Origin of the sequence: Pseudomonas baltica, assembly GCF_031880315.1 — a bacterium.
Taxonomy (GTDB): Bacteria; Pseudomonadota; Gammaproteobacteria; order Pseudomonadales; family Pseudomonadaceae; genus Aquipseudomonas.
Window position 1 is genome coordinate 3,423,688 of the sequence record NZ_CP134771.1, and the last position, 19,204, is coordinate 3,442,891.

At 59.7% G+C, this 19,204-nt stretch carries 17 protein-coding genes; 7 read left to right on the forward strand and 10 right to left on the reverse strand.

Translation table 11 applies throughout. From position 1 onward, the window contains the following. The 5 genes from REH34_RS15230 to dnaA all read right to left on the reverse strand — a co-directional run bounded on the left by REH34_RS15230 (position 1) and on the right by dnaA (position 6,952). Positions 1–573: a hypothetical protein gene (locus tag REH34_RS15230; RefSeq protein ID WP_311968322.1), complete on the reverse strand. Its 573-nt coding sequence runs from the start codon at positions 571–573 to the stop codon at positions 1–3. A gap of 179 nt (positions 574–752) precedes the next feature. After that, complete coding sequence (gyrB, locus tag REH34_RS15235; protein WP_226503817.1) at positions 753–3,170, reverse strand: DNA topoisomerase (ATP-hydrolyzing) subunit B; 2,418 nt, start codon at positions 3,168–3,170, stop codon at positions 753–755. Between the two features lie 4 nt (positions 3,171–3,174). After that, positions 3,175–4,278, reverse strand: coding sequence for a DNA replication/repair protein RecF (gene recF / locus REH34_RS15240; protein WP_311968323.1), 1,104 nt, complete (start codon positions 4,276–4,278; stop codon positions 3,175–3,177). Between the two features lie 17 nt (positions 4,279–4,295). Further along, on the reverse strand, positions 4,296–5,399 hold the full coding sequence (dnaN, locus tag REH34_RS15245) for a DNA polymerase III subunit beta (RefSeq protein WP_226503819.1): 1,104 nt from the start codon (positions 5,397–5,399) through the stop codon (positions 4,296–4,298). A gap of 38 nt (positions 5,400–5,437) precedes the next feature. Further along, entirely contained in the window at positions 5,438–6,952 is a 1,515-nt protein-coding gene (gene dnaA / locus REH34_RS15250; protein WP_311968324.1) for a chromosomal replication initiator protein DnaA, read from the reverse strand. A gap of 603 nt (positions 6,953–7,555) precedes the next feature. Between dnaA and rpmH the strand changes: the two genes are divergently transcribed. The 5 genes from rpmH to mnmE all read left to right on the forward strand — a co-directional run bounded on the left by rpmH (position 7,556) and on the right by mnmE (position 11,492). After that, positions 7,556–7,690 carry a 50S ribosomal protein L34 gene (gene rpmH, locus REH34_RS15255; protein WP_003213577.1) on the forward strand — a complete coding sequence of 45 codons (135 nt, stop codon included), beginning with the start codon at positions 7,556–7,558 and terminating at the stop codon, positions 7,688–7,690. A gap of 16 nt (positions 7,691–7,706) precedes the next feature. Next, positions 7,707–8,108, forward strand: a complete 402-nt coding sequence (rnpA, locus tag REH34_RS15260) for a ribonuclease P protein component (RefSeq protein ID WP_226503821.1) — start codon at positions 7,707–7,709, stop codon at positions 8,106–8,108. Continuing rightward, positions 8,101–8,346, forward strand: a complete 246-nt coding sequence (gene yidD / locus REH34_RS15265) for a membrane protein insertion efficiency factor YidD (RefSeq protein WP_226503822.1) — start codon at positions 8,101–8,103, stop codon at positions 8,344–8,346. The genes rnpA and yidD overlap by 8 nt, the downstream gene beginning before the upstream one ends. A 2-nt stretch (positions 8,347–8,348) precedes the next feature. Beyond that, positions 8,349–10,037, forward strand: coding sequence for a membrane protein insertase YidC (yidC, locus tag REH34_RS15270; RefSeq protein ID WP_226503823.1), 1,689 nt, complete (start codon positions 8,349–8,351; stop codon positions 10,035–10,037). Positions 10,038–10,121: 84 nt separating this feature from the next. Further along, positions 10,122–11,492 carry a tRNA uridine-5-carboxymethylaminomethyl(34) synthesis GTPase MnmE gene (gene mnmE, locus REH34_RS15275; RefSeq protein WP_311968325.1) on the forward strand — a complete coding sequence of 457 codons (1,371 nt, stop codon included), beginning with the start codon at positions 10,122–10,124 and terminating at the stop codon, positions 11,490–11,492. A gap of 32 nt (positions 11,493–11,524) precedes the next feature. Here mnmE and REH34_RS15280 read toward each other — a convergent pair whose 3' ends face one another. The 5 genes from REH34_RS15280 to REH34_RS15300 all read right to left on the reverse strand — a co-directional run bounded on the left by REH34_RS15280 (position 11,525) and on the right by REH34_RS15300 (position 17,908). Continuing rightward, positions 11,525–13,972 carry a TonB-dependent siderophore receptor gene (locus tag REH34_RS15280; protein ID WP_311968326.1) on the reverse strand — a complete coding sequence of 816 codons (2,448 nt, stop codon included), beginning with the start codon at positions 13,970–13,972 and terminating at the stop codon, positions 11,525–11,527. Between the two features lie 221 nt (positions 13,973–14,193). Beyond that, on the reverse strand, positions 14,194–15,138 hold the full coding sequence (locus tag REH34_RS15285) for a FecR domain-containing protein (RefSeq protein ID WP_311968327.1): 945 nt from the start codon (positions 15,136–15,138) through the stop codon (positions 14,194–14,196). Beyond that, entirely contained in the window at positions 15,139–15,645 is a 507-nt protein-coding gene (locus REH34_RS15290) for a sigma-70 family RNA polymerase sigma factor (protein WP_226503827.1), read from the reverse strand. Positions 15,646–15,722: 77 nt separating this feature from the next. After that, the gene (locus REH34_RS15295) at positions 15,723–17,180 is read right to left on the reverse strand and encodes a HAMP domain-containing sensor histidine kinase (RefSeq protein ID WP_311968328.1); all 1,458 of its coding nucleotides are present in this window, start codon (positions 17,178–17,180) and stop codon (positions 15,723–15,725) included. After that, entirely contained in the window at positions 17,177–17,908 is a 732-nt protein-coding gene (locus REH34_RS15300; protein WP_311968329.1) for a response regulator transcription factor, read from the reverse strand. Before REH34_RS15300 ends, REH34_RS15295 begins: the two co-directional genes overlap by 4 nt. Positions 17,909–18,064: 156 nt before the next feature. Here REH34_RS15300 and REH34_RS15305 point away from each other — a divergent pair, with 156 nt between their 5' ends. Continuing rightward, positions 18,065–18,328: a pentapeptide MXKDX repeat protein gene (locus tag REH34_RS15305; RefSeq protein ID WP_311968330.1), complete on the forward strand. Its 264-nt coding sequence runs from the start codon at positions 18,065–18,067 to the stop codon at positions 18,326–18,328. A gap of 137 nt (positions 18,329–18,465) precedes the next feature. Continuing rightward, a complete protein-coding gene (gene msrA / locus REH34_RS15310; protein WP_311968331.1) occupies positions 18,466–19,173 on the forward strand; it encodes a peptide-methionine (S)-S-oxide reductase MsrA in 708 nt (235 codons plus the stop codon). Positions 19,174–19,204 lie beyond the last annotated feature (31 nt).

Consider the following 19,204-nt stretch of genomic DNA (forward strand, 5'->3'; position numbering starts at 1 on the left):
TCAGTAAGCACACTTGCCGCCAGTCCGTTGATCAGCCACACCCGGTTTCAACTTGATGATCAGTTGCACATTGGGCACGTCACCTACCGTACGGGACAGGTGGCCTACACGTTGGTCATCAGGGCGTGGCCGAGACCCGGTGTCGGCATTGAACTGCATCTCACCGGGCCCCTGTACCAGTACGGTACCGTCGGTAGTTTCCACCGACCATTTGCCCTGCAGGGTAATCACCCATTGCGGCCCGGGCGCACGGTGCCAACTGCCGACATAGCCTGGAGGCAGCACGGCGTAGGCGATACTTTCGATGTCATCGGGCGACACTCCTATCCATTGCGGCGCTGCTGGCGGTGCATAGCTTTTGAACTCCAGCCCTTCCAGCCGACAATGGCCTATATGGGTAGCGCCTTTATCATCGGCCCACAGCGTGGCATACGAAATTGGGGGTTGAAGCTGACCGTTACTGTGGGTCGTGTCCGATGATTCTTTTGGCACCGATTGTACGGTTGCACTGGCCGTGCCTGATGCGGCACATGCGACGACACAAGAAAATACCATCGCGTATAAAGGTTTCATCAGCTAACTCCGTCCGTGTAAAAATTTGTTCGCCCATTCAGCGCGCGGCTGCCATGCCGGGGCCCTATCAGCCGAACCTTATGCAAACACTACTCATAAAAAAGGCCGACCCTAGGGTCGGCCTTTCAATGCTGCGATCACTATAGTGTGATGGCAGCCATCGTTTCAGTGAACAAACCTTAAAAATCCAGGTTCGACACTGCCAACGCATTGCTCTCGATAAAGTCACGACGTGGCTCGACCGCGTCACCCATCAAGGTATTGAAGATCTGATCGGCACCGATCGCATCTTCAATGGTCACGCGCAGCATGCGGCGTACGGCAGGGTCCATGGTGGTTTCCCACAGCTGGTCCGGGTTCATTTCACCGAGACCTTTATAGCGCTGGATGGTATGACGCTTGGTGCTTTCGGCCATCAGCCATTCCAAGGCTTCCTTGAACTCCACCACGGCTTTCTTGCGCTCGCCACGTTGGATATACGCGCCTTCGTCCAGCAGCGTGCTCAGCTGCGCACCCAAAGCAGTGACCGTTTTGTAGTCATTGCTGCCGAAGAAGTCGCGGTTGAAGGTGACGTAGTTGGCCAGGCCGTGGGAGGTGATTTCCACTTCCGGCAGCCAGACGTTACGTTCACGGTCTTCACGCAGGCTGGCCTTGTAGACCAGGCCGGACTTCTCGGTGTTGCGCAGGCGCTCGTCGAACTTGGCCAGCCAGGCTTGCATGCCTTCGTGGCTGGACAGGTCTTCAAGGGACACAGCCGGCAGGTACACGAAGTGCTCGGTGAGCTCTTGTGGGTACAGGCGCGACAGACGCTTGAGGGTCTTCATCACCATGCGGAAATCATTCACCAGACGCTCCAGCGCCTCGCCGGAGATGCCCGGTGCCGATTCGTTAAGGTGCAGGCTGGCGTCTTCGAGGGCCGACTGCGTCATGTATTCTTCCATGGCGTCGTCGTCCTTGATGTACTGCTCCTGCTTGCCCTTCTTGACCTTGTACAGCGGCGGTTGAGCGATGTAGATGTAACCACGCTCGACCAGCTCTGGCAGTTGGCGGAAGAAGAAGGTCAGCAACAAGGTACGGATGTGCGATCCGTCGACGTCAGCATCGGTCATGATGATGATGTTGTGATAACGCAGCTTGTCGATGTTGTACTCGTCGCGACCGATACCGCAGCCCAGCGCGGTGATCAAGGTGCCGACTTCCTGAGAGGAAATCATCTTGTCGAAGCGGGCCTTCTCGACGTTGAGGATCTTGCCCTTCAACGGCAGGATCGCCTGGGTCTTGCGGTTTCGGCCCTGCTTGGCCGACCCGCCTGCGGAGTCCCCTTCCACCAGGTACAGTTCGGAGAGGGCAGGGTCTTTCTCTTGGCAGTCAGCCAGTTTGCCTGGCAAGCCGGCGATGTCCAGCGCGCCTTTGCGGCGCGTCATCTCACGGGCCTTGCGCGCGGCTTCACGGGCACGGGCGGCGTCGATCATCTTGCCGACCACGGCCTTGGCTTCATTCGGGTTCTCGAGCAGGAAGTCCGAGAAGTGCTTACCCATTTCCTGTTCGACCGCAGTTTTGACTTCGGACGAAACCAACTTGTCCTTGGTCTGCGAGCTAAACTTGGGATCCGGGACCTTGACCGAAATGATCGCAGTCAAACCTTCACGGGCATCATCGCCGGTGGTCGCGACCTTGTGCTTCTTGGCCAGCCCTTCCTGCTCGATGTAGGTGTTGAGGTTACGCGTCAGGGCAGAGCGGAAGCCCACCAAATGCGTACCACCGTCACGCTGCGGAATATTGTTGGTGAAGCACAGCAGGTTCTCGTTGAAGCTGTCGTTCCACTGCAGAGCGATCTCGACACCGATGCCGTCTTCACGCTGCATGTTGAAGTGGAACACCTGGTTGACCGGAGTCTTGTTGGTGTTCAGGTATTCAACGAACGCGCGCAGACCGCCTTCGTACTTGAACAGTTCTTCGCGGCCCGAGCGCTCATCCTTCAACAGGATGCCGACGCCAGAGTTGAGGAACGACAGTTCACGAATGCGCTTGGCCAGGATGTCCCAGCTGAACTGGATATTCTTGAACGTCTCAGCCGATGGCTTGAAGTGAATCTGAGTACCGGTGGTGTCGCTATCACCGACGATTTTCATCGGCTCTTGTGGCACACCGTGGACGTACAGCTGTTCCCAGATATGGCCGCTGCGGCGAACCGTCAGCAGCAGGGACTCGGACAGGGCGTTAACAACCGAAACACCCACGCCGTGCAAGCCGCCGGAAACCTTGTAGGAGTTATCGTCGAATTTACCGCCAGCGTGGAGTACGGTCATGATGACCTCGGCGGCAGACACGCCTTCCTCTTTATGCACGTCGACTGGAATACCGCGACCGTTGTCGCGCACCGAGATGGATTCATCTGGGTGGATGGTGATGGTGATGTCGTCACAGTGGCCGGCCAAGGCTTCGTCGATCGAGTTGTCGACGACCTCGAACACCATGTGGTGCAGACCGCTACCATCATCGGTGTCGCCAATGTACATACCGGGACGTTTGCGTACGGCATCAAGCCCTTTCAGCACTTTAATGCTGGAGGAGTCGTACGTTTGGTTTTCGCTCATGCCTTCACTCCCGATGATCGTGGGTCTGGGTGATACGGCCTTGTTCCACGTGGAACAAGGCAACTGGCGTTTCCGTCTGCCAGCCTTCCCTCAATAATTCGTGGTCTACACAGGTGATGAACACCTGGCAGCGTAAGTCTTCCAACAAGCGGCATAAGGAGCGACGGTGCTGCTCATCGAGCTCCGACGGCAAGTCGTCCACCAGATAGATGCATTGCCCGCGACGGGCCTGGCTCACCAGATGCCCCTGTGCTATTCGCAATGCACACACCACCAACTTCTGCTGGCCTCTGGATAAAATCTCGGCAGCATTATGGCCGCCCAGCCTCAATCGCAAATCGGCGCGTTGCGGTCCCGCTTGGGTATGTCCCATTTGCTGGTCGCGAAACAGGGAGGTCGACAGCACCTCAACAAGTTCGCGGTCTTTATCCCAGCCGCGGTAATAGCTTAATGTCAGCCCCTCGAGCGAGACGAGTTCACTCAAGGTCTGCTCGAACACTGGCTTCAAAGCCTTGATGTAGGCTCGGCGATATCCATCGATCTCATCGCTGGCCTGGCACAGTTCCCTGTCCCATGCCGCTTGTGAAGCGGCGTCAAGTGTACCATGCCGCAGCCATGAGTTCCGTTGCTTCAGTGCCTTCTGCAGCCGCTGCCAGGTACCCATAAAGCGGGGTTCCACGTGGAACACTCCCCAGTCGAGGAACTGCCGGCGGATTTTGGGGGCACCTTCGAGCAGTCGAAAACTGTCTGGATTGATAAGTTGCAGCGGCATGATCTCGGCCAATTGTGCTGCGCTACGCGCATTCTGACCGTCGATACGGATAGTGAATTCACCGTTACGCTCGCGCGATACACCCAGGTTCCGCGGCCCGGCTTCGGCTTCATCCACTACACCGAACACGGTGCAGGCGGCTTGTTCGTGCTGAATGACCGGTAACAGGCGGGTGCTGCGAAACGACCGCGCCAAGCCGAGCAGATGCACGGCTTCGAGCATGCTGGTCTTGCCGCTGCCGTTGGCGCCGTACAGGATATTGATACGCGGGGAGGGGGAGATCGTCACCGGGTGCAGATTGCGCACCGCGGTGACCGACACACGACTGAGGGACATCTAGTCTGTGCTGAGCATTACAAACGCATGGGCATAACGACGTACGCGGAGTCGTCGTTGTCAGATTCCTGCAGCAGCGCGCTGCTGTTGGAATCGGACAGGATCAAGCGCACTTGTTCAGTCGTCATGACGCCCAGCACGTCCAGCAAATAGCTGACGTTGAAACCGATCTCCAGCGAACCGCCGTTGTAATCGACGCCCACTTCTTCTTCCGCTTCTTCCTGCTCAGGGTTGTTGGCCTGAATCTTCAGCTGACCATTGGCCAATTGCAGACGGATACCACGGTACTTCTCGTTGGAGAGAATAGCGGTACGGCTGAACGCTTCACGCAGGGCCTGACGATCACCAAGCACCAGCTTGTCACCGCCTTTAGGCAGCACGCGCTCGTAATCCGGGAACTTGCCGTCGACCAGTTTCGAGGTGAAGGTAAATTCGCCAGTGGTCGCACGGATGTGATGTTGACCCAAGACGATGCTGACCATGCCATCCGGCTCGGTCAGCAAGCGGGCAAGCTCAAGGATACCTTTACGGGGCACGATCACCTGATGGCGATCCGGCTGGCCGATATCGGCCTGCATCGAGCACATTGCCAGGCGGTGGCCGTCGGTGGCGACGGCGCGCATCACCCCAGCGGATACTTCCAGCAACATACCGTTGAGGTAGTAGCGCACGTCCTGTTGAGCCATGGCGAAGCTGGTGCGTTCGATCAAACGACGCAGGCGGCTTTGCTCCAGGCTACAGGTCAGCGAGCCAGGGCCTTCCTCAACCGTCGGGAAATCGTTGGCGGGCAAGGTCGACAGCGTGAATCGGCTGCGACCGGCCTTGACCACGAGTTTTTGCTCGTCGAGTTTGATGTCGATCAGCACGTCGTTGGGCAAGCTCTTGCAGATATCCATCAGCTTGCGCGCGGGCACGGTGATTTCGCCTGGCTCGGCGGGCTCTTCCAACTGCACTCGACCCACCAGCTCGACCTCCAGGTCAGTACCGGTAAGCGAGAGTTGTTGACCCTCGACAACGAGCAATACGTTCGACAGGACCGGCAAGGTCTGGCGGCGCTCGACGACCCCTGCGACCAGTTGCAGGGGTTTCAACAGGGCTTCGCGTTGAATGGTGAAATGCATGGTCTAGTCCCTTGCCTTGATGAGCTGCGCTGAGCGGATCACGTCGTCAGCGTCCGCAGCAGGTTCTTGTAATCCTCGCGGATGTCCGCGTCGGATTCTTTGAGTTCGTTGATCTTGCGGCAGGCGTGAAGCACCGTGGTGTGGTCGCGGCCGCCAAATACGTCGCCGATTTCAGGAAGACTGTGGTTGGTCAGTTCCTTGGACAGGGCCATGGCCACCTGGCGCGGGCGCGCCACCGAGCGCGAACGACGCTTGGACAACAGATCGGAAATCTTGATCTTGTAGTACTCGGCCACGGTGCGCTGGATGTTATCCACACTGACCAGTTTGTCCTGCAGCGCCAGCAAGTCCTTGAGCGATTCGCGAATCAGCTCGATGGTAATGTCTCGGCCCATAAAGTGCGAATGCGCGATCACGCGCTTCAACGCGCCTTCGAGCTCGCGCACGTTGGAGCGGATGCGCTGGGCTATGAAGAAGGCTGCGTCGTGAGGTAGCTCGACTTTGGCCTGGTCGGCCTTTTTCATAAGGATCGCGACGCGGGTTTCGAGCTCAGGTGGCTCGACGGCGACCGTCAGGCCCCAACCGAAGCGCGACTTGAGGCGTTCTTCAAGGCCTTCGATTTCCTTCGGGTAGCGGTCACTGGTAAGGATGACCTGCTGACCACCTTCGAGCAGAGCGTTGAAGGTGTGGAAAAACTCCTCCTGGGAGCGCTCCTTGCGGGCGAAGAACTGAATGTCATCGATAAGCAAGGCGTCCACCGAGCGGTAGAAACGCTTGAACTCGTTGATAGCATTGAGCTGCAGCGCCTTGACCATGTCGGCAACGAAGCGCTCCGAGTGCAGGTACACCACTTTGGCATTGGGGTTCTTCTTGAGCAGGTGGTTACCCACAGCGTGCATCAAGTGAGTCTTACCCAGGCCGACGCCACCATAAAGGAAGAGCGGGTTGTAACCGTGTTTGGGGTTATCGGCTACCTGCCAGGCAGCCGCGCGGGCCAGCTGGTTGGATTTACCTTCGACGAAGTTTTCGAAAGTGAAGGTACGGTTCAGATAACTGGTGTGCTTGAGGCCGCCTTCTACCTGAACGGTACGCTGCTCGGCACGCACAGGTGCTTGCTGCGAACTGGCACCTGCCATGGAGTCGAAACTGTGTCGGGAAGGCTCGTCGTGAGCGGCTGTGACCACGGCGGCCGCCACGACCGCAGGGGCGGCGGCGGTGACGGGCTCCGGAGCAGGCGCGCTCGCGGCTTGCGAAGCTGCTACGGCGGCGGCCAATGGCGCATTGGGCGCCGCACGCGCGGCCGAACTGCGACGGCTGCCTATCAATAAGGAAAGCGCAGGCGCCATGCCATTGCCGTGCTCACCGAGCAACTCGAGCAAGCGGCTCAGGTATTTCTCGTTAACCCAATCGAGCACGAACCGGTTAGGCGCATAGACGCGCAACTCGTCGCCTTCGGCTTCGACCTGTAGCGGACGGATCCAGGTGTTGAATTGCTGGGCAGGCAGTTCATTGCGCAGAAGCTCTACGCACTGCTGCCAAAGTTCCACTGACACGGATATCCCCTGATTTGAGCACAGCTGAGGCAAAAACAGCGGCCATTGTACCGGCCACCGTGACACTTATCCACATGCGCAGGCTCTCCGGACCACAATAAATCAGCATCTTAGGGCTTTTTCCGCACGCTTGACCCTGCCCCTGAGATCTGTGGATAACCCTACTCAAGCCCTTTGCACAAGTCGGGGTCGAAATCTGTGGATAACTACCCTGTGGACAAGTAGCCATTCCATGCACAGGTTGTACGCGGGCGCAGCACAGGAACGGCACCGCTTGCGGACAGACTTGTGAATCGCCGTGAGCGCCGGCTTTACGGGCCCAAAATGGGTTATCCACAGAAAAGCGCCTGCTTAACATCAGTAAGCATTACAAAAGAGCTTTAAAATAAGTCCCTTCTTTATTTCTATTTCAAGCAGACAAGCCGGGGAGCAAAAGCGGTCGATCAGGGAAGAGATCAAGGCAGAGCGGACAGACAGGCGGTCATGCCTAATTGAAGGAAAAGCTGGTTGGAAATTGACCTGCGGCGTTGCACCCACTAGAATCGCCGGTCTCTTAAAACGGGGGCCATTCCGGCCCGTAGTCGAACAACCAGGTAGCACGCCATGAAACGTACTTTCCAACCCAGCACCATCAAACGCGCCCGCACCCACGGTTTCCGTGCTCGCATGGCCACCAAGAACGGCCGTGCCGTACTGTCGCGTCGCCGTGCCAAAGGCCGTGCGCGTCTGGCCGTTTGATTCTCCGGCACAGGGGGTGAGTCAGGACTTCAATCGGGATAAGCGTCTGCTTACACCCCGGCACTTCAAGACAGTCTTCGACTCCCCAACCGGCAAGGTTCCAGGGAAAAACCTGCTGCTCCTTGCGCGCGAAAACGATTTCGAACACCCCCGTCTAGGGCTGGTGATCGGAAAAAAGAGCGTCAAGCTCTCCGTTCAGCGCAACCGCCTCAAACGTGTGATGCGCGATTCATTCCGTCTGCACCAGGAACTCTTGGCCGGATGGGACATAGTGATCGTGGCTCGCAAAGGTTTGGGCGACGTGGAAAATCCGGAACTGCATCAACATTTGGGCAAGCTCTGGAAACGCCTTGCTCGGAGCCGGCCTGCTCCAGTGGCCAGCACCGAACCTGAAGGGGTGGACAGTCAAGATGCGTAAACTGGCACTCGTACCGATCCAGTTTTATCGCTATGCCATCAGCCCATTGATGGCAGACCACTGTCGCTTCTACCCCAGTTGCTCCTGCTACGCGATCGAAGCCATTGAACAACATGGCGTATTGCGTGGTGGCTGGTTGGCAGCTCGTCGTCTGGGTCGCTGTCATCCTTGGAACACCGGTGGGTTCGACCCTGTTCCGCCTGCCCACTCTCCCCGTATTTCTTCGATAGCCGAGTAATCATGGATATTAAACGCACGATCCTGATCGTCGCCCTGGCAGTCGTCGCCTACGTCATGGTTTTCAAGTGGAACCAGGACTACGGCCAGACTCCACCGCCGAATCAGAATGCTGCCGCCACCCGTGCTTCGGAACTGCCTGACGTACCTGCCGGTACCAGCGCAGCTGCCAGCGCCGATGTCCCTAACGCCGGAACCGACGGTACTGCCGCAGCACCTGCCATCGCGCCGGTCGCTACCAGCAGCAACCTGATCCGCGTCAAGACCGACGTCCTCGACCTGGCTATCGATCCAAAAGGCGGCGATGTCGTCCAGCTGACGCTGCCTAAATTCCCGCGTCGCCAGGACCATCCCGAAATCCCGTTCCAGCTGTTCGACGACGGTGGCGAGCGCACCTACCTGGCGCAAAGCGGCCTGACCGGTGCCAATGGCCCGGACGTGCGTGCTGCCGGTCGCCCGTTGTATGCGTCTGCGCAACCGAGCTACCAGCTGGCTGACGGTCAGGACCAACTGGTCGTCGACCTGAAGTTCAGCGACAACGGCGTCAACTACATCAAGCGCTTCACCCTGGACCGCGGCGAGTACGACCTCAAGGTCACGTACCTGATCGACAACCAGAGTGCGCAAGCCTGGAACGGCAACCTGTTCGCCCAGCTCAAGCGCGACCACAGCGATGACCCTTCGGCCAGTACCGCCACCAGTACCGCCACCTACCTGGGTGCGGCCATGTGGACCAGTAACGAGCCGTACAAAAAAGTGTCGATGAAAGATATCGACAAGGGCAATCTGAAAGAAACTGTGCAAGGTGGCTGGGTCGCCTGGCTGCAGCACTATTTCGTGACTGCGTGGATTCCGGCGAAGGACGACAGCAACAACGTCACCACTCGCAAGGACAGCCAGGGTAACTACATCATCGGCTTCACCGGCCCGACCATCACCGTCGCGCCGGGAGCGAAGGCTGAAACCACCGCTACCCTGTATGCTGGCCCGAAAACCCAGGACCGCCTGAAAGCGCTGTCCCCAGGCCTGGAATTGACGGTCGACTACGGCATCCTGTGGTTCATCGCTCAACCGATCTTCTGGTTGCTCAAGCACATCCACGCGATCCTCGGTAACTGGGGCTTCTCGATCATCTGCCTGACCGTCCTGATCAAGCTGCTGTTCTTCCCGCTGTCCGCCGCCAGCTACAAGTCGATGGCGCGCATGCGTGCCGTGGCACCGAAACTGGCCGCACTGAAAGAGCAGCACGGTGACGATCGTCAGAAGATGTCGCAGTCGATGATGGAGCTGTACAAGAAAGAGAAGATCAACCCACTGGGCGGCTGCTTGCCGATCGTGGTGCAGATGCCGGTCTTCCTGTCGCTCTACTGGGTGTTGCTTGAAAGCGTCGAGATGCGCCAAGCCCCTTGGCTGCTGTGGATAACCGACCTGTCGATCAAGGATCCGTTCTTCATCCTGCCGATCATCATGGGCGCGACCATGTTCATTCAGCAGCGCTTGAACCCGACACCGCCGGATCCGATGCAGGCCAAGGTGATGAAGTTGATGCCGATCGTGTTCACCTTCTTCTTCCTGTGGTTCCCGGCCGGTCTGGTCATGTACTGGGTGACCAACAACACGCTGTCGATTCTGCAGCAGTGGTACATTACCCGCAGCATTGAACGGGCTAACGCTGCTAAAGCCGCCGCCTGACAGATCAAGGTTGGATCTGTGGATAAAACGCCCCCGTCGTGGGGCGTTTTGCTATCTGTGTATATCTGTCGAGAGGCCTGAGCCATGAACATCCCCCGTGAAACCATCGCCGCCATCGCCACTGCCCAAGGGCGCGGTGGGGTCGGCATCGTGCGTATTTCCGGACCTCTGGCCAGCAGCGCGGCGCAAGCCATTACCGCCCGCACCCTGACGCCGCGCTATGCCCATTACGGCGCTTTTCGCGATGGCGAAGGCGAGGTGATCGATGAAGGCCTGGCGCTATATTTCCCCGGCCCCAACTCGTTCACCGGTGAAGATGTGCTCGAATTGCAAGGCCATGGCGGCCCCGTAGTGCTCGATATGCTGCTGCAACGCTGTGTACAACTGGGTTGTCGTTTGGCGCGGCCCGGGGAATTCAGCGAGCGGGCGTTCCTTAACGACAAGCTCGACCTGGCCCAGGCCGAGGCGATCGCCGACCTGATAGAGGCGAGTTCTGCACAGGCCGCGCGCAACGCCCTGCGCTCCCTACAAGGCGCATTTTCGCTGCGGGTCAACGACCTCACCGAAAAACTGATCAGCCTGCGTATCTATGTGGAAGCCGCCATTGATTTCCCGGAGGAAGAGATCGACTTCCTCGCCGACGGCCACGTCCTGGCAATGGTGGATAAAGTCCGCGCTGAGTTATCCACAGTGCTCAAGGAGGCCGGGCAGGGCGCTTTGTTGCGTGATGGCATGAACGTGGTGATTGCCGGCCGCCCCAACGCTGGCAAGTCGAGCCTGCTCAACCTGCTGGCCGGGCGCGAAGCGGCGATCGTGACCGATATCGCCGGCACCACCCGTGATGTGCTGCGCGAACATATCCACATCGATGGCATGCCACTGCACGTGGTCGATACCGCCGGTTTGCGCAACACCGACGACCATGTGGAAAAGATCGGCGTCGAACGTGCCCTGAAGGCCATCGGCGAGGCCGACCGCGTGCTGCTGGTGGTCGATGCCACCGCGCCGGAGGCCGATGATCCCTTCGCCTTATGGCCGGAATTCCTCCAACAGCGCCCCGATCCGGCCAAAGTCACGCTGATCCGCAATAAGGCCGACCTCAGTGCAGAGCCCATCAGCATGACCACCAGCGCTGACGGCCACGTAACCATCAGCCTCAGCGCCAAGACCGAAGGCGCGGGGCTGGAGCTATTGCGTGAGCATCTGAAGGCATGCATGGGTTATGAACAGACGGCCGAAAGCAGTTTCAGCGCGCGTCGCCGCCATCTGGAGGCGCTGCGTCAGGCCTGTGGATATCTTGACCACGGTCGCGAGCAGCTGACCTTGGCGGGGGCCGGTGAACTGTTGGCTGAAGATTTACGCTATGCACAGAAGGCGCTGGGGGAGATCACCGGAGCGTTCAGCTCCGATGATCTGTTGGGGCGGATATTTTCCAGCTTCTGTATCGGTAAATAACTTATCCACAATCGATGCGTCCTACGGGAGCGTCACCAGTTGTAGGAAACCGTCCCCAGCAGCGTGCGGGTGTCACCCCAGTAGCAGCGCCCCGCATCGTTGCAACCCGACACGTAGTCTCTGTTGAAGAGGTTTTTCGCGTTGAGATCCACCGACCAGTGCGGGTCTATACGGTAACCGACGTTGGCGTCCACCAGCGTCACGTCGCCGGCATCGAGCTTGCCGTACAGGCTCGACCCGGTGTACGAGAAGGTGCTGTCGAAATAGCGCACCCCGGCGCCGACGTGCAGTCCATTGAGATAGCCATCGAGGAAGCGGTATTTGGCCCAGACCGACGCCTGGTTGCGCGGTACACCGGTCATCTGCTTGCCTTCGACGATCGATCCAGCCTTGTCCTTGGTAATGCGCGCATCGGTGTAGCTGTAGGATGCCACCAGGTTGAGGTTGGCGGTGACATCGCTGTTGACCTCCAGCTCCATACCCTTGGAGCGGCTCTGCCCGACCTGGCGATAGGTGTTGCTAGTTGAATCCAGGTAGGTGTCGTCTTTTTTCAGCAGGTCGTAGACGGACGCAGTGATCGAAGTGTTCCAGCCAATCGGCTCGATCTTCATCCCCACTTCGTACTGGCGGCTGGTGATCGGATTGAGCGGCGCGCCGGCGTTGGAGATCTGCTGCACGGGCACGAATGCGGTCGAATAGCTGATGTATGGCGTGACACCGTTATCGAAGGCGTACATCAAGCCGCCCTGATAGGTGAATTTCTTGTCGGTAGAACTGATATTGCTAGCGGGGCTGACCTTGTCGCGGAAATCACTATCGACCCAGTCCTGGCGCCCACCCAACAGCATGATCCAGTGGTCATACTTGCTGTGCAGCTGGGCATAAACCCCGTTCATCTCCTGATCGAGCAGGGTGTTCTGCACATGTACCGGCGTGGTGGGAGTGCGGGTATACACAGGGTTGAACACATTGATCACACCACCAAACCCAGCGTCCCAGTCTTGGTTGAACGCGGTGCGGTCATGGCTGGCGCCGAGCAACAGAGTGTTATCCACAGGCCCGACGGCAAACTTCCCTTCCAACTGGTTATCCACAGAGTAGACCGTCGACTCATTGTCCCGGTCATAGGCGGTCATGGTCACGTTGGTCCCGTAGCCACCGTTGTTCAGGGCGGTTGGCCAGGTCTCGTGCCGATCAATGCGCGATTCCATGAACCGCGAGTTCTGGCGGAACTGCCAATCGTCATTGAAGCTGTGGACAAATTCGTAGCCGGCGCTCCAGGTCTCGCGCTTGAAGTGGTTCCAGTCTGGATCGCCGAGCAGGGTGTGTTTGCTCAGCTTGCCATTGGGGTTGTCCAGCAAGGTGCCGGCAGCGGGCAGGCAGAGCTCGAGATTGGTGTGGTCCTTCTGGTAGTTGGCCAGCAAGGTCAGGCTGTTGTAGTCGTCGAAGTTAAGGGTCATCGACGGCGCTACGTACAGGCGATCGTCCGGCACGTGATCGGTCTGGGTATCGGATTCGCGACCGAACATGACCATGCGGCCCAGCACGGTGCCGCTGTCGTTCAGTGGCCCGGACACATCAATGCCCAACTGCCGGCGATTGTTGCTGCCGTAGCTCAGTTGCACCTCGCCCTGAGACTCGGTAGTTGGCCGTTTGCTGACCAGATTGACCAACCCGCCCGGCGCATTTTCGCCATAAAGAATGGACGACGGCCCGCGGAAAATCTCTACCCGCTCCAGGCCATAGGGTTCGGTGGTGGTGTCGTAACGGTTGCCCTGCACCCGCAGGCCGTCGCGCAGCAGACCGTACCCATAATCGGTAGCGTTGAAGCCGCGGATAAAGAACAGGTCACCGGCCAGGCTGTCGCCCGCCGCGAAGGGAGGCGCGAAGATACCAGGCACGTAGCCGAGCACTTCGGTGAGGCTCTGGGATTTTTGGTCCTTCATGCGCTGCGCGGTGACCACCGAGACCGAGCGTGGGGTCTCGGACAGCGCCGTACTGGTCTTGGTGGCGGCGCGACTGCGGTCGGCCTTGTAGCCTAGGTCAGGCTCGGCGTATTGCCCCTGTATCCCCGGGGTGGAGGAGTCGATACGGGTCGGCGCGAGATTGACCGCGTCACTGACGGGCACGGCTTGCAGGATATAACTGCCCGGCGCCTGACTGGCGGCCTGCAGCCCGGAGCCTTGCAGCAACGTGGCGAAACCCTGGTCCACCGAATAACTGCCCTGCAGCCCCTCAGTGCGGCGATTGGCCGTCTGGCCGGGCGCGAACGAAAGGATCACATTGGCCGAGGCGGCGAACTGGCTCAGGGCCTTGTCCAATGGGCCGGCGCCGATGCTATAGCTCTGCGTCGCATTGGCGGCGTAGGCACTCCCGCTGAGCAGCGGCAACAGGCTGGCGCTACTTATCAACAGGCCGTAGGCGACGCAGTGTCGGGAAAGATGCCGGCGGGCAGACAAAGTCACAGGGGGAAAGCGCATGGTGGTTTTCGGCTCTGGAGGGGTGACAGATGTTCGCGTTGATCCGCGGTTATCTGTAGGGCCGCGCCAGCGTTGAAAAAGATAACCGGCCTGTGGATTATTTTTAGATCAAGCGCTTCGCAGGCAAGCCTTGCGCCCACAGAAGCGTGCTGGACGTTTGTAGTAGCAAGGTTTGCCCGCCAATAGGCTCACCGCCAATCGTCCGCGAAGCTGTCCAGTGTTCAGCGATGCTTGATGCTGACCCAATAGCGAGTGAAATAGCTGACGGTGATAGGCAGTGTCGCTTGCAGATTACTCAGCACCGCATCGCTGTCATTGACCTTGAAGGTCCCCGACACCCGCAGACGTGCCGCTTGCGGCTCACAGCGCAGGGAGCCCGGCCGATAACGGTCCAGCTCCTCGGCGACCTCGCCAAGTGTGGCATCCAGCACGATCAACTGACCATTGACCCAGGCCGCCTGGGACGCCGTATAGGGCTGATGAGGGGAGACATGCTGGCGGTCAAACTCCGCGCTTTCTCCGGCTTTCAGCCGTTGATCGTCGGCCGGCGCATCCCGTGGCGACAGGCGTACCTGGTCTTCGAGCACGCCGACCCGAGTGGCTGTGGATAACTGCCGAACAGAAAAAACGGTCCCCAGGGCCTGCACGCGGCCTTCGCGAGTTGCCACATACAGCGGGCGTGCATCACCGCGCTTACCGGTGCTGACCAGAATTTCGCCCTGCTGCAACGTGATCAGTCGTTGCTGAGAATCGTAGGAGATATCCACAGCCGTATCGGTATTCAGCTCGACCCGGGTGCCGTCGGGCAGTTCGATCGAGCGGTGCGCGCCCACTGCGGTGCGGTAGTCAGCCCATAGCGCGCCGGGGCTGATGCGATCCTGCACGCTCCAGCCCAGGTAACCCGTGGCGCCCACCAAGGCGAGCAGCTTGAGCACCTGGCGGCGCTGCTGACCAGCCGACAGCGCGCGGCGGCTGGCTTCCCGGGGCAGGGCGCCAAGATGGCGCTGCATCTGCTCCATTTGCTCCCACGCCAGGCGGTGCGCAGGGTCGCTGTCGAGCCAGCGTTGCCAGGCTTGGCGTTGCCGGTCGCTGGGCGCTTCGCTTTGAAACTGCACGTACCAGGTCGCAGCCGCTTCGACGATCTTGCGCTGGTGCAGGCTGGCCATTCAGGACGCCGCCATGATCAGCGTGCACTCGGTGAACGCACGGATCATGTGCTTCTTGACCGTGGTCAGGGATACATCGAGCTGGGCGGCGATCTGTTGATAAGTCAGCCCGTCGAGTTGCGACAACAGGAATATCCGCTGAGTGCGGGCGCCGAGCATCGCCAATGTTTTATCCACAGCCACCAGGGTGTCGAGAATAATGGCTTTGTCTTCTTCACTGGGGGCGACCTGTTCTGGGCGAGCGGCAAGGCTCTGCAGATAGGCCGACTCGATCGCCCGCCGGCGGTACCGATCGATCACCAGCCCACGGGCCACAGTGGCCAGATAATCCCGCGGCTCGCGGATCTGATCGGCGCTGCGCGAGCTGAGCATGCGCACGAAGGTATCGTGGGCGACATCGGCGGCATCGCTGGCGCAAGACAATCGTCCCCTCAGCCACCCTTGCAGCCAGTGGTGGTGCTGCTGATAGATACGCTGAACAGCGTCGGTGTGGGGGAGAGAGGGCATGGAAATGAGGTACGCTAATGATAATGCCTATTATTAGCTTTTGTTTACACATCTCACAATACCCTCGCTCAAACGGCTCAAGCGGCTTGCAGATGAAAGCGGAACACCGTCCCCGGCTGCATGGCCTCGATCAGTCGCACCTCGCTGCCATGCAGCTGCAGCATCCGCTGAACGATGATCAAGCCCAGCCCGCCACTCTCCCCCGGCGCCCGCTGCAAGGCCGAGGCCCTGGTGAATAAGCCCTTGCGCACCTGCGGTGACAGGCCTTGGCCGCTGTCCGCCACTTCGACCTGGACCCTGGGCAACTGCGCCTGCAGGCGCACCAGAATATGGGTGCCGGCCGGATTATGGCGGATGGCGTTGTCGAGCAAGTTGGTCAGTACCCGCTCAATCATGCCCAGATCAGCGCGCACCGCTGGAAGCACGGGTGGCATTTCTACTAAGAGCCGCTGCTGCCGTGCCTCAGCCGCCAACTCGAATTTCTGCATCACATCCTGCACCAGGTCGGGCAGGGCGAAGGGTTCGAGTTCGGGATGCACCAGCCCGGACTCCAGGCGCGCCAGCTCGAACAATTCCTGAGCCAGGCGCCCGACCTTGCTGCTCTGGCCCAGGGCGATGTCCAGATAATGGCGGCGTTCTTCGGGAGTCAGGGTCTGGTCCTTGAGGCGCAAGGTTTCGAGGTAGCCGTGCAAGGAGGTGAGCGGGGTGCGCAGGTCGTGGGAGATGTTGGCGACCATGTCCCGACGCTGCTGGTCCTGTGTGGACAGTTCACGCCATTGCGCGGTGATACGCTGGCCCATCTGTGCGAACGCCGTGCGCAGGGTGGATATTTCATCCCTGTGGACAACTTCGCCGCCGCCCAGTGCAGCAGCGGCTTCACCATGAGGATCAAAGTTACCCACCGCCTGGGTCAGATCGCGCAATGGCCGGGTAATCAGGCGGAATGCGATCAGGCCCATGATCAGACTGAACAGGGCCATAAGCGCCATTGCCCAAAGCGTCGCCCGCAGTACCGAGTCTGTGGATATCGCGGCCACCAGGGCATCCCGGGCCTCTCCCTGCAACACCACGTAAACATATCCGCCCTCCCGGCCGTTGACCGTTACCGGGGCAGCGCTGAACACCTTTTGTACCTGTGGATTACGCGGATCATCACCCAGGAGGGGTAGCGCCGCGCCGCTCAGATAGCGGGTGATCGGCGCCAGGTTGACGCGTTCCAACTGCACCTTGCCCGGTGGCGCCGCGTTGCCGACGATTCTTCCGTCTTTGGCCAGCAAATACACCTCTACGGCCGGATTCACCGCCATCAGCTTGTCGAACAGGCCGCGCACCGCTTCGGGCCGCCAGCCATCGACATCCATAAGCTGCGCGGTGTCGGCGATGTGCGCCGCCAGCCCTGTGGACAACTTTTGCACCACCACTTGTTCATGGCGATTGCTGGCGCTGATCTGCAGCCACACCGACACCCCGCTGCACGCGATCAGCAACAGGGCGAAGACCAGTGACAGACGCCGGGTCAGGCTGAGGCTTCTCAAGAGGTGCCCTCGGCGCCGATCGCAGGCTGGGCGCTGAATTTATAGCCGCGGCCCCAGACCGTGAGGATGCGCTGAGGGTTGGCCGGGTCCGCTTCGATCTTGGTGCGTAGCCGGTTGATGTGGGTGTTCACCGTGTGCTCGTAACCATCGTGCTGGTAACCCCATACCTCGTTGAGCAGATCCATGCGCGAGAACACTTTGTCCGGGTGCCGGGCGAAGAAGTACAGCAGGTCGAATTCCCGTGGCGTCAGGCCCAATGCCTTGCCATGCAGGAAAGACTCGCGGGCCAGCGGATCGATGGCCACGCCATGACTTTCCAGCAGGCCGGACTCCAGCCGGGCATTACGGGCCAGTGCATCGGTGCGGCGCAACAGGGCACGTACCCTGGCCACCAGCTCGAGCATGGAAAACGGCTTGGCCAGGTAATCATCCGCGCCCAGTTCCAGGCCGAGGATGCGGTGCACTTCGCTGGAACGGGCGCTGATGATGATGATCGGCGTGTAGCTGGCCATGGCCCGGGCGCGCTTGCAGATCTCCAGGCCGTCGACGCCGGGCAGCATCAGGTCGAGCACCAGCGCGTCCCAGCTCTGCTGTTCCAGCAGTTGCATGCCTTTAGTGCCGTCGCTGGCGTGCTCGACCGCGTAACCCTCGTCCTTGAGGTGCAGGCGCAACAAGTCGGCGATGTGTGCATCGTCTTCTACGATCAGTACCCGCTTGGTCCGCTCCATTCGCCTGATTCTCGCCTTTTTGGAAAAGCCCATTGTGGCCAAGATCGGCCTGGGGAGTTGTCACATTTAATTTAACTTTGCGTGAGGACTTGGCGAAGGGCGTGCGCCGACTATAGCGGCACGCCACCTGGCGCCATCGACCCTACGGAGAACAACATGAACAAGCTGACTACTACCGCATTGACCCTGTTCCTGGCCATGGGGACCGCGAGTGTCTTCGCCGCCGACGCCATGAGCAAGGATGCCACGCCCCAGGGCGCCATGAGCAAAGACAACGGCAGCATGTCCAAAGATGCGATGCACAAGGACAGCATGAGTAAAGATGCCATGAGCAAGGACGGCATGAAGAAAGATGCCCCCATGAGCAAGGACGCGATGAGCAAGGACAGCATGAAGAAAGATGCTATGCCTAAAGAGTAATCGCCCGTATGCAAGGCTTGCCGGGCTATTCGCGAGCAAGCTTTGCGCCCACAAGATTTGAGGTTCCGCGGGAGCAAGGCTCGCCCGCGAAGGTGCCTTCAACATCACTACTCATCCATTGCCTCGGAGCACCTCCCATGAATCTGCCCCGCAACTGGCGCCGTTTAAGCAAACCCCTGCAGTGGAGCGCGTTCGCCGCCACGCTGTTGGGCGCGTCCATCGCCCATGCCGAACAAGCGGTCATCATCCCCGCCCCGGTGCAGGATGAAACCCCCGGCAAAACTGTCCACAGTGAAACCGCCGTGTTCGCAGGCGGCTGCTTCTGGGGCGTGCAGGGCGTGTTCCAGCACGTCAATGGTGTGACCCAAGCGGTCTCCGGCTATGCCGGCGGCCAGGCGCAGACAGCCCACTATGAAGAAGTCGGCAGCGGTGAGACCGGGCATGCCGAGTCGGTACAGGTGACCTACGACCCGAGCCAGGTCACTTATGGCCAGCTGCTGCAGATCTACTTTTCGGTGGTCCACGACCCCACCGAGCTGAATCGTCAGGGCCCGGATAGCGGCACCCAGTATCGCTCGACGATATTCACCAGCGATGCCGGCCAGCGGCAGATCGCTCAGGCCTATATCACCCAGCTCAATGGCGCCAAGGCCTGGTCCAAACCGCTGGTGACTACTGTCGAGGACCTTAAGGGCTTCTATCCGGCCGAGGGTTACCACCAGGATTACCTGACCCAGCATCCCTACAGCCCCTACATCATGATCAACGACCAGCCGAAGGTGGCCGCCCTCGAGGCCACGTTCAAAGACCGTTATCGCGACAAGCCGGTGCTGGTTAACCCCTGATCAGCATCGCCCCCGAGCATTTTTCGGGGGC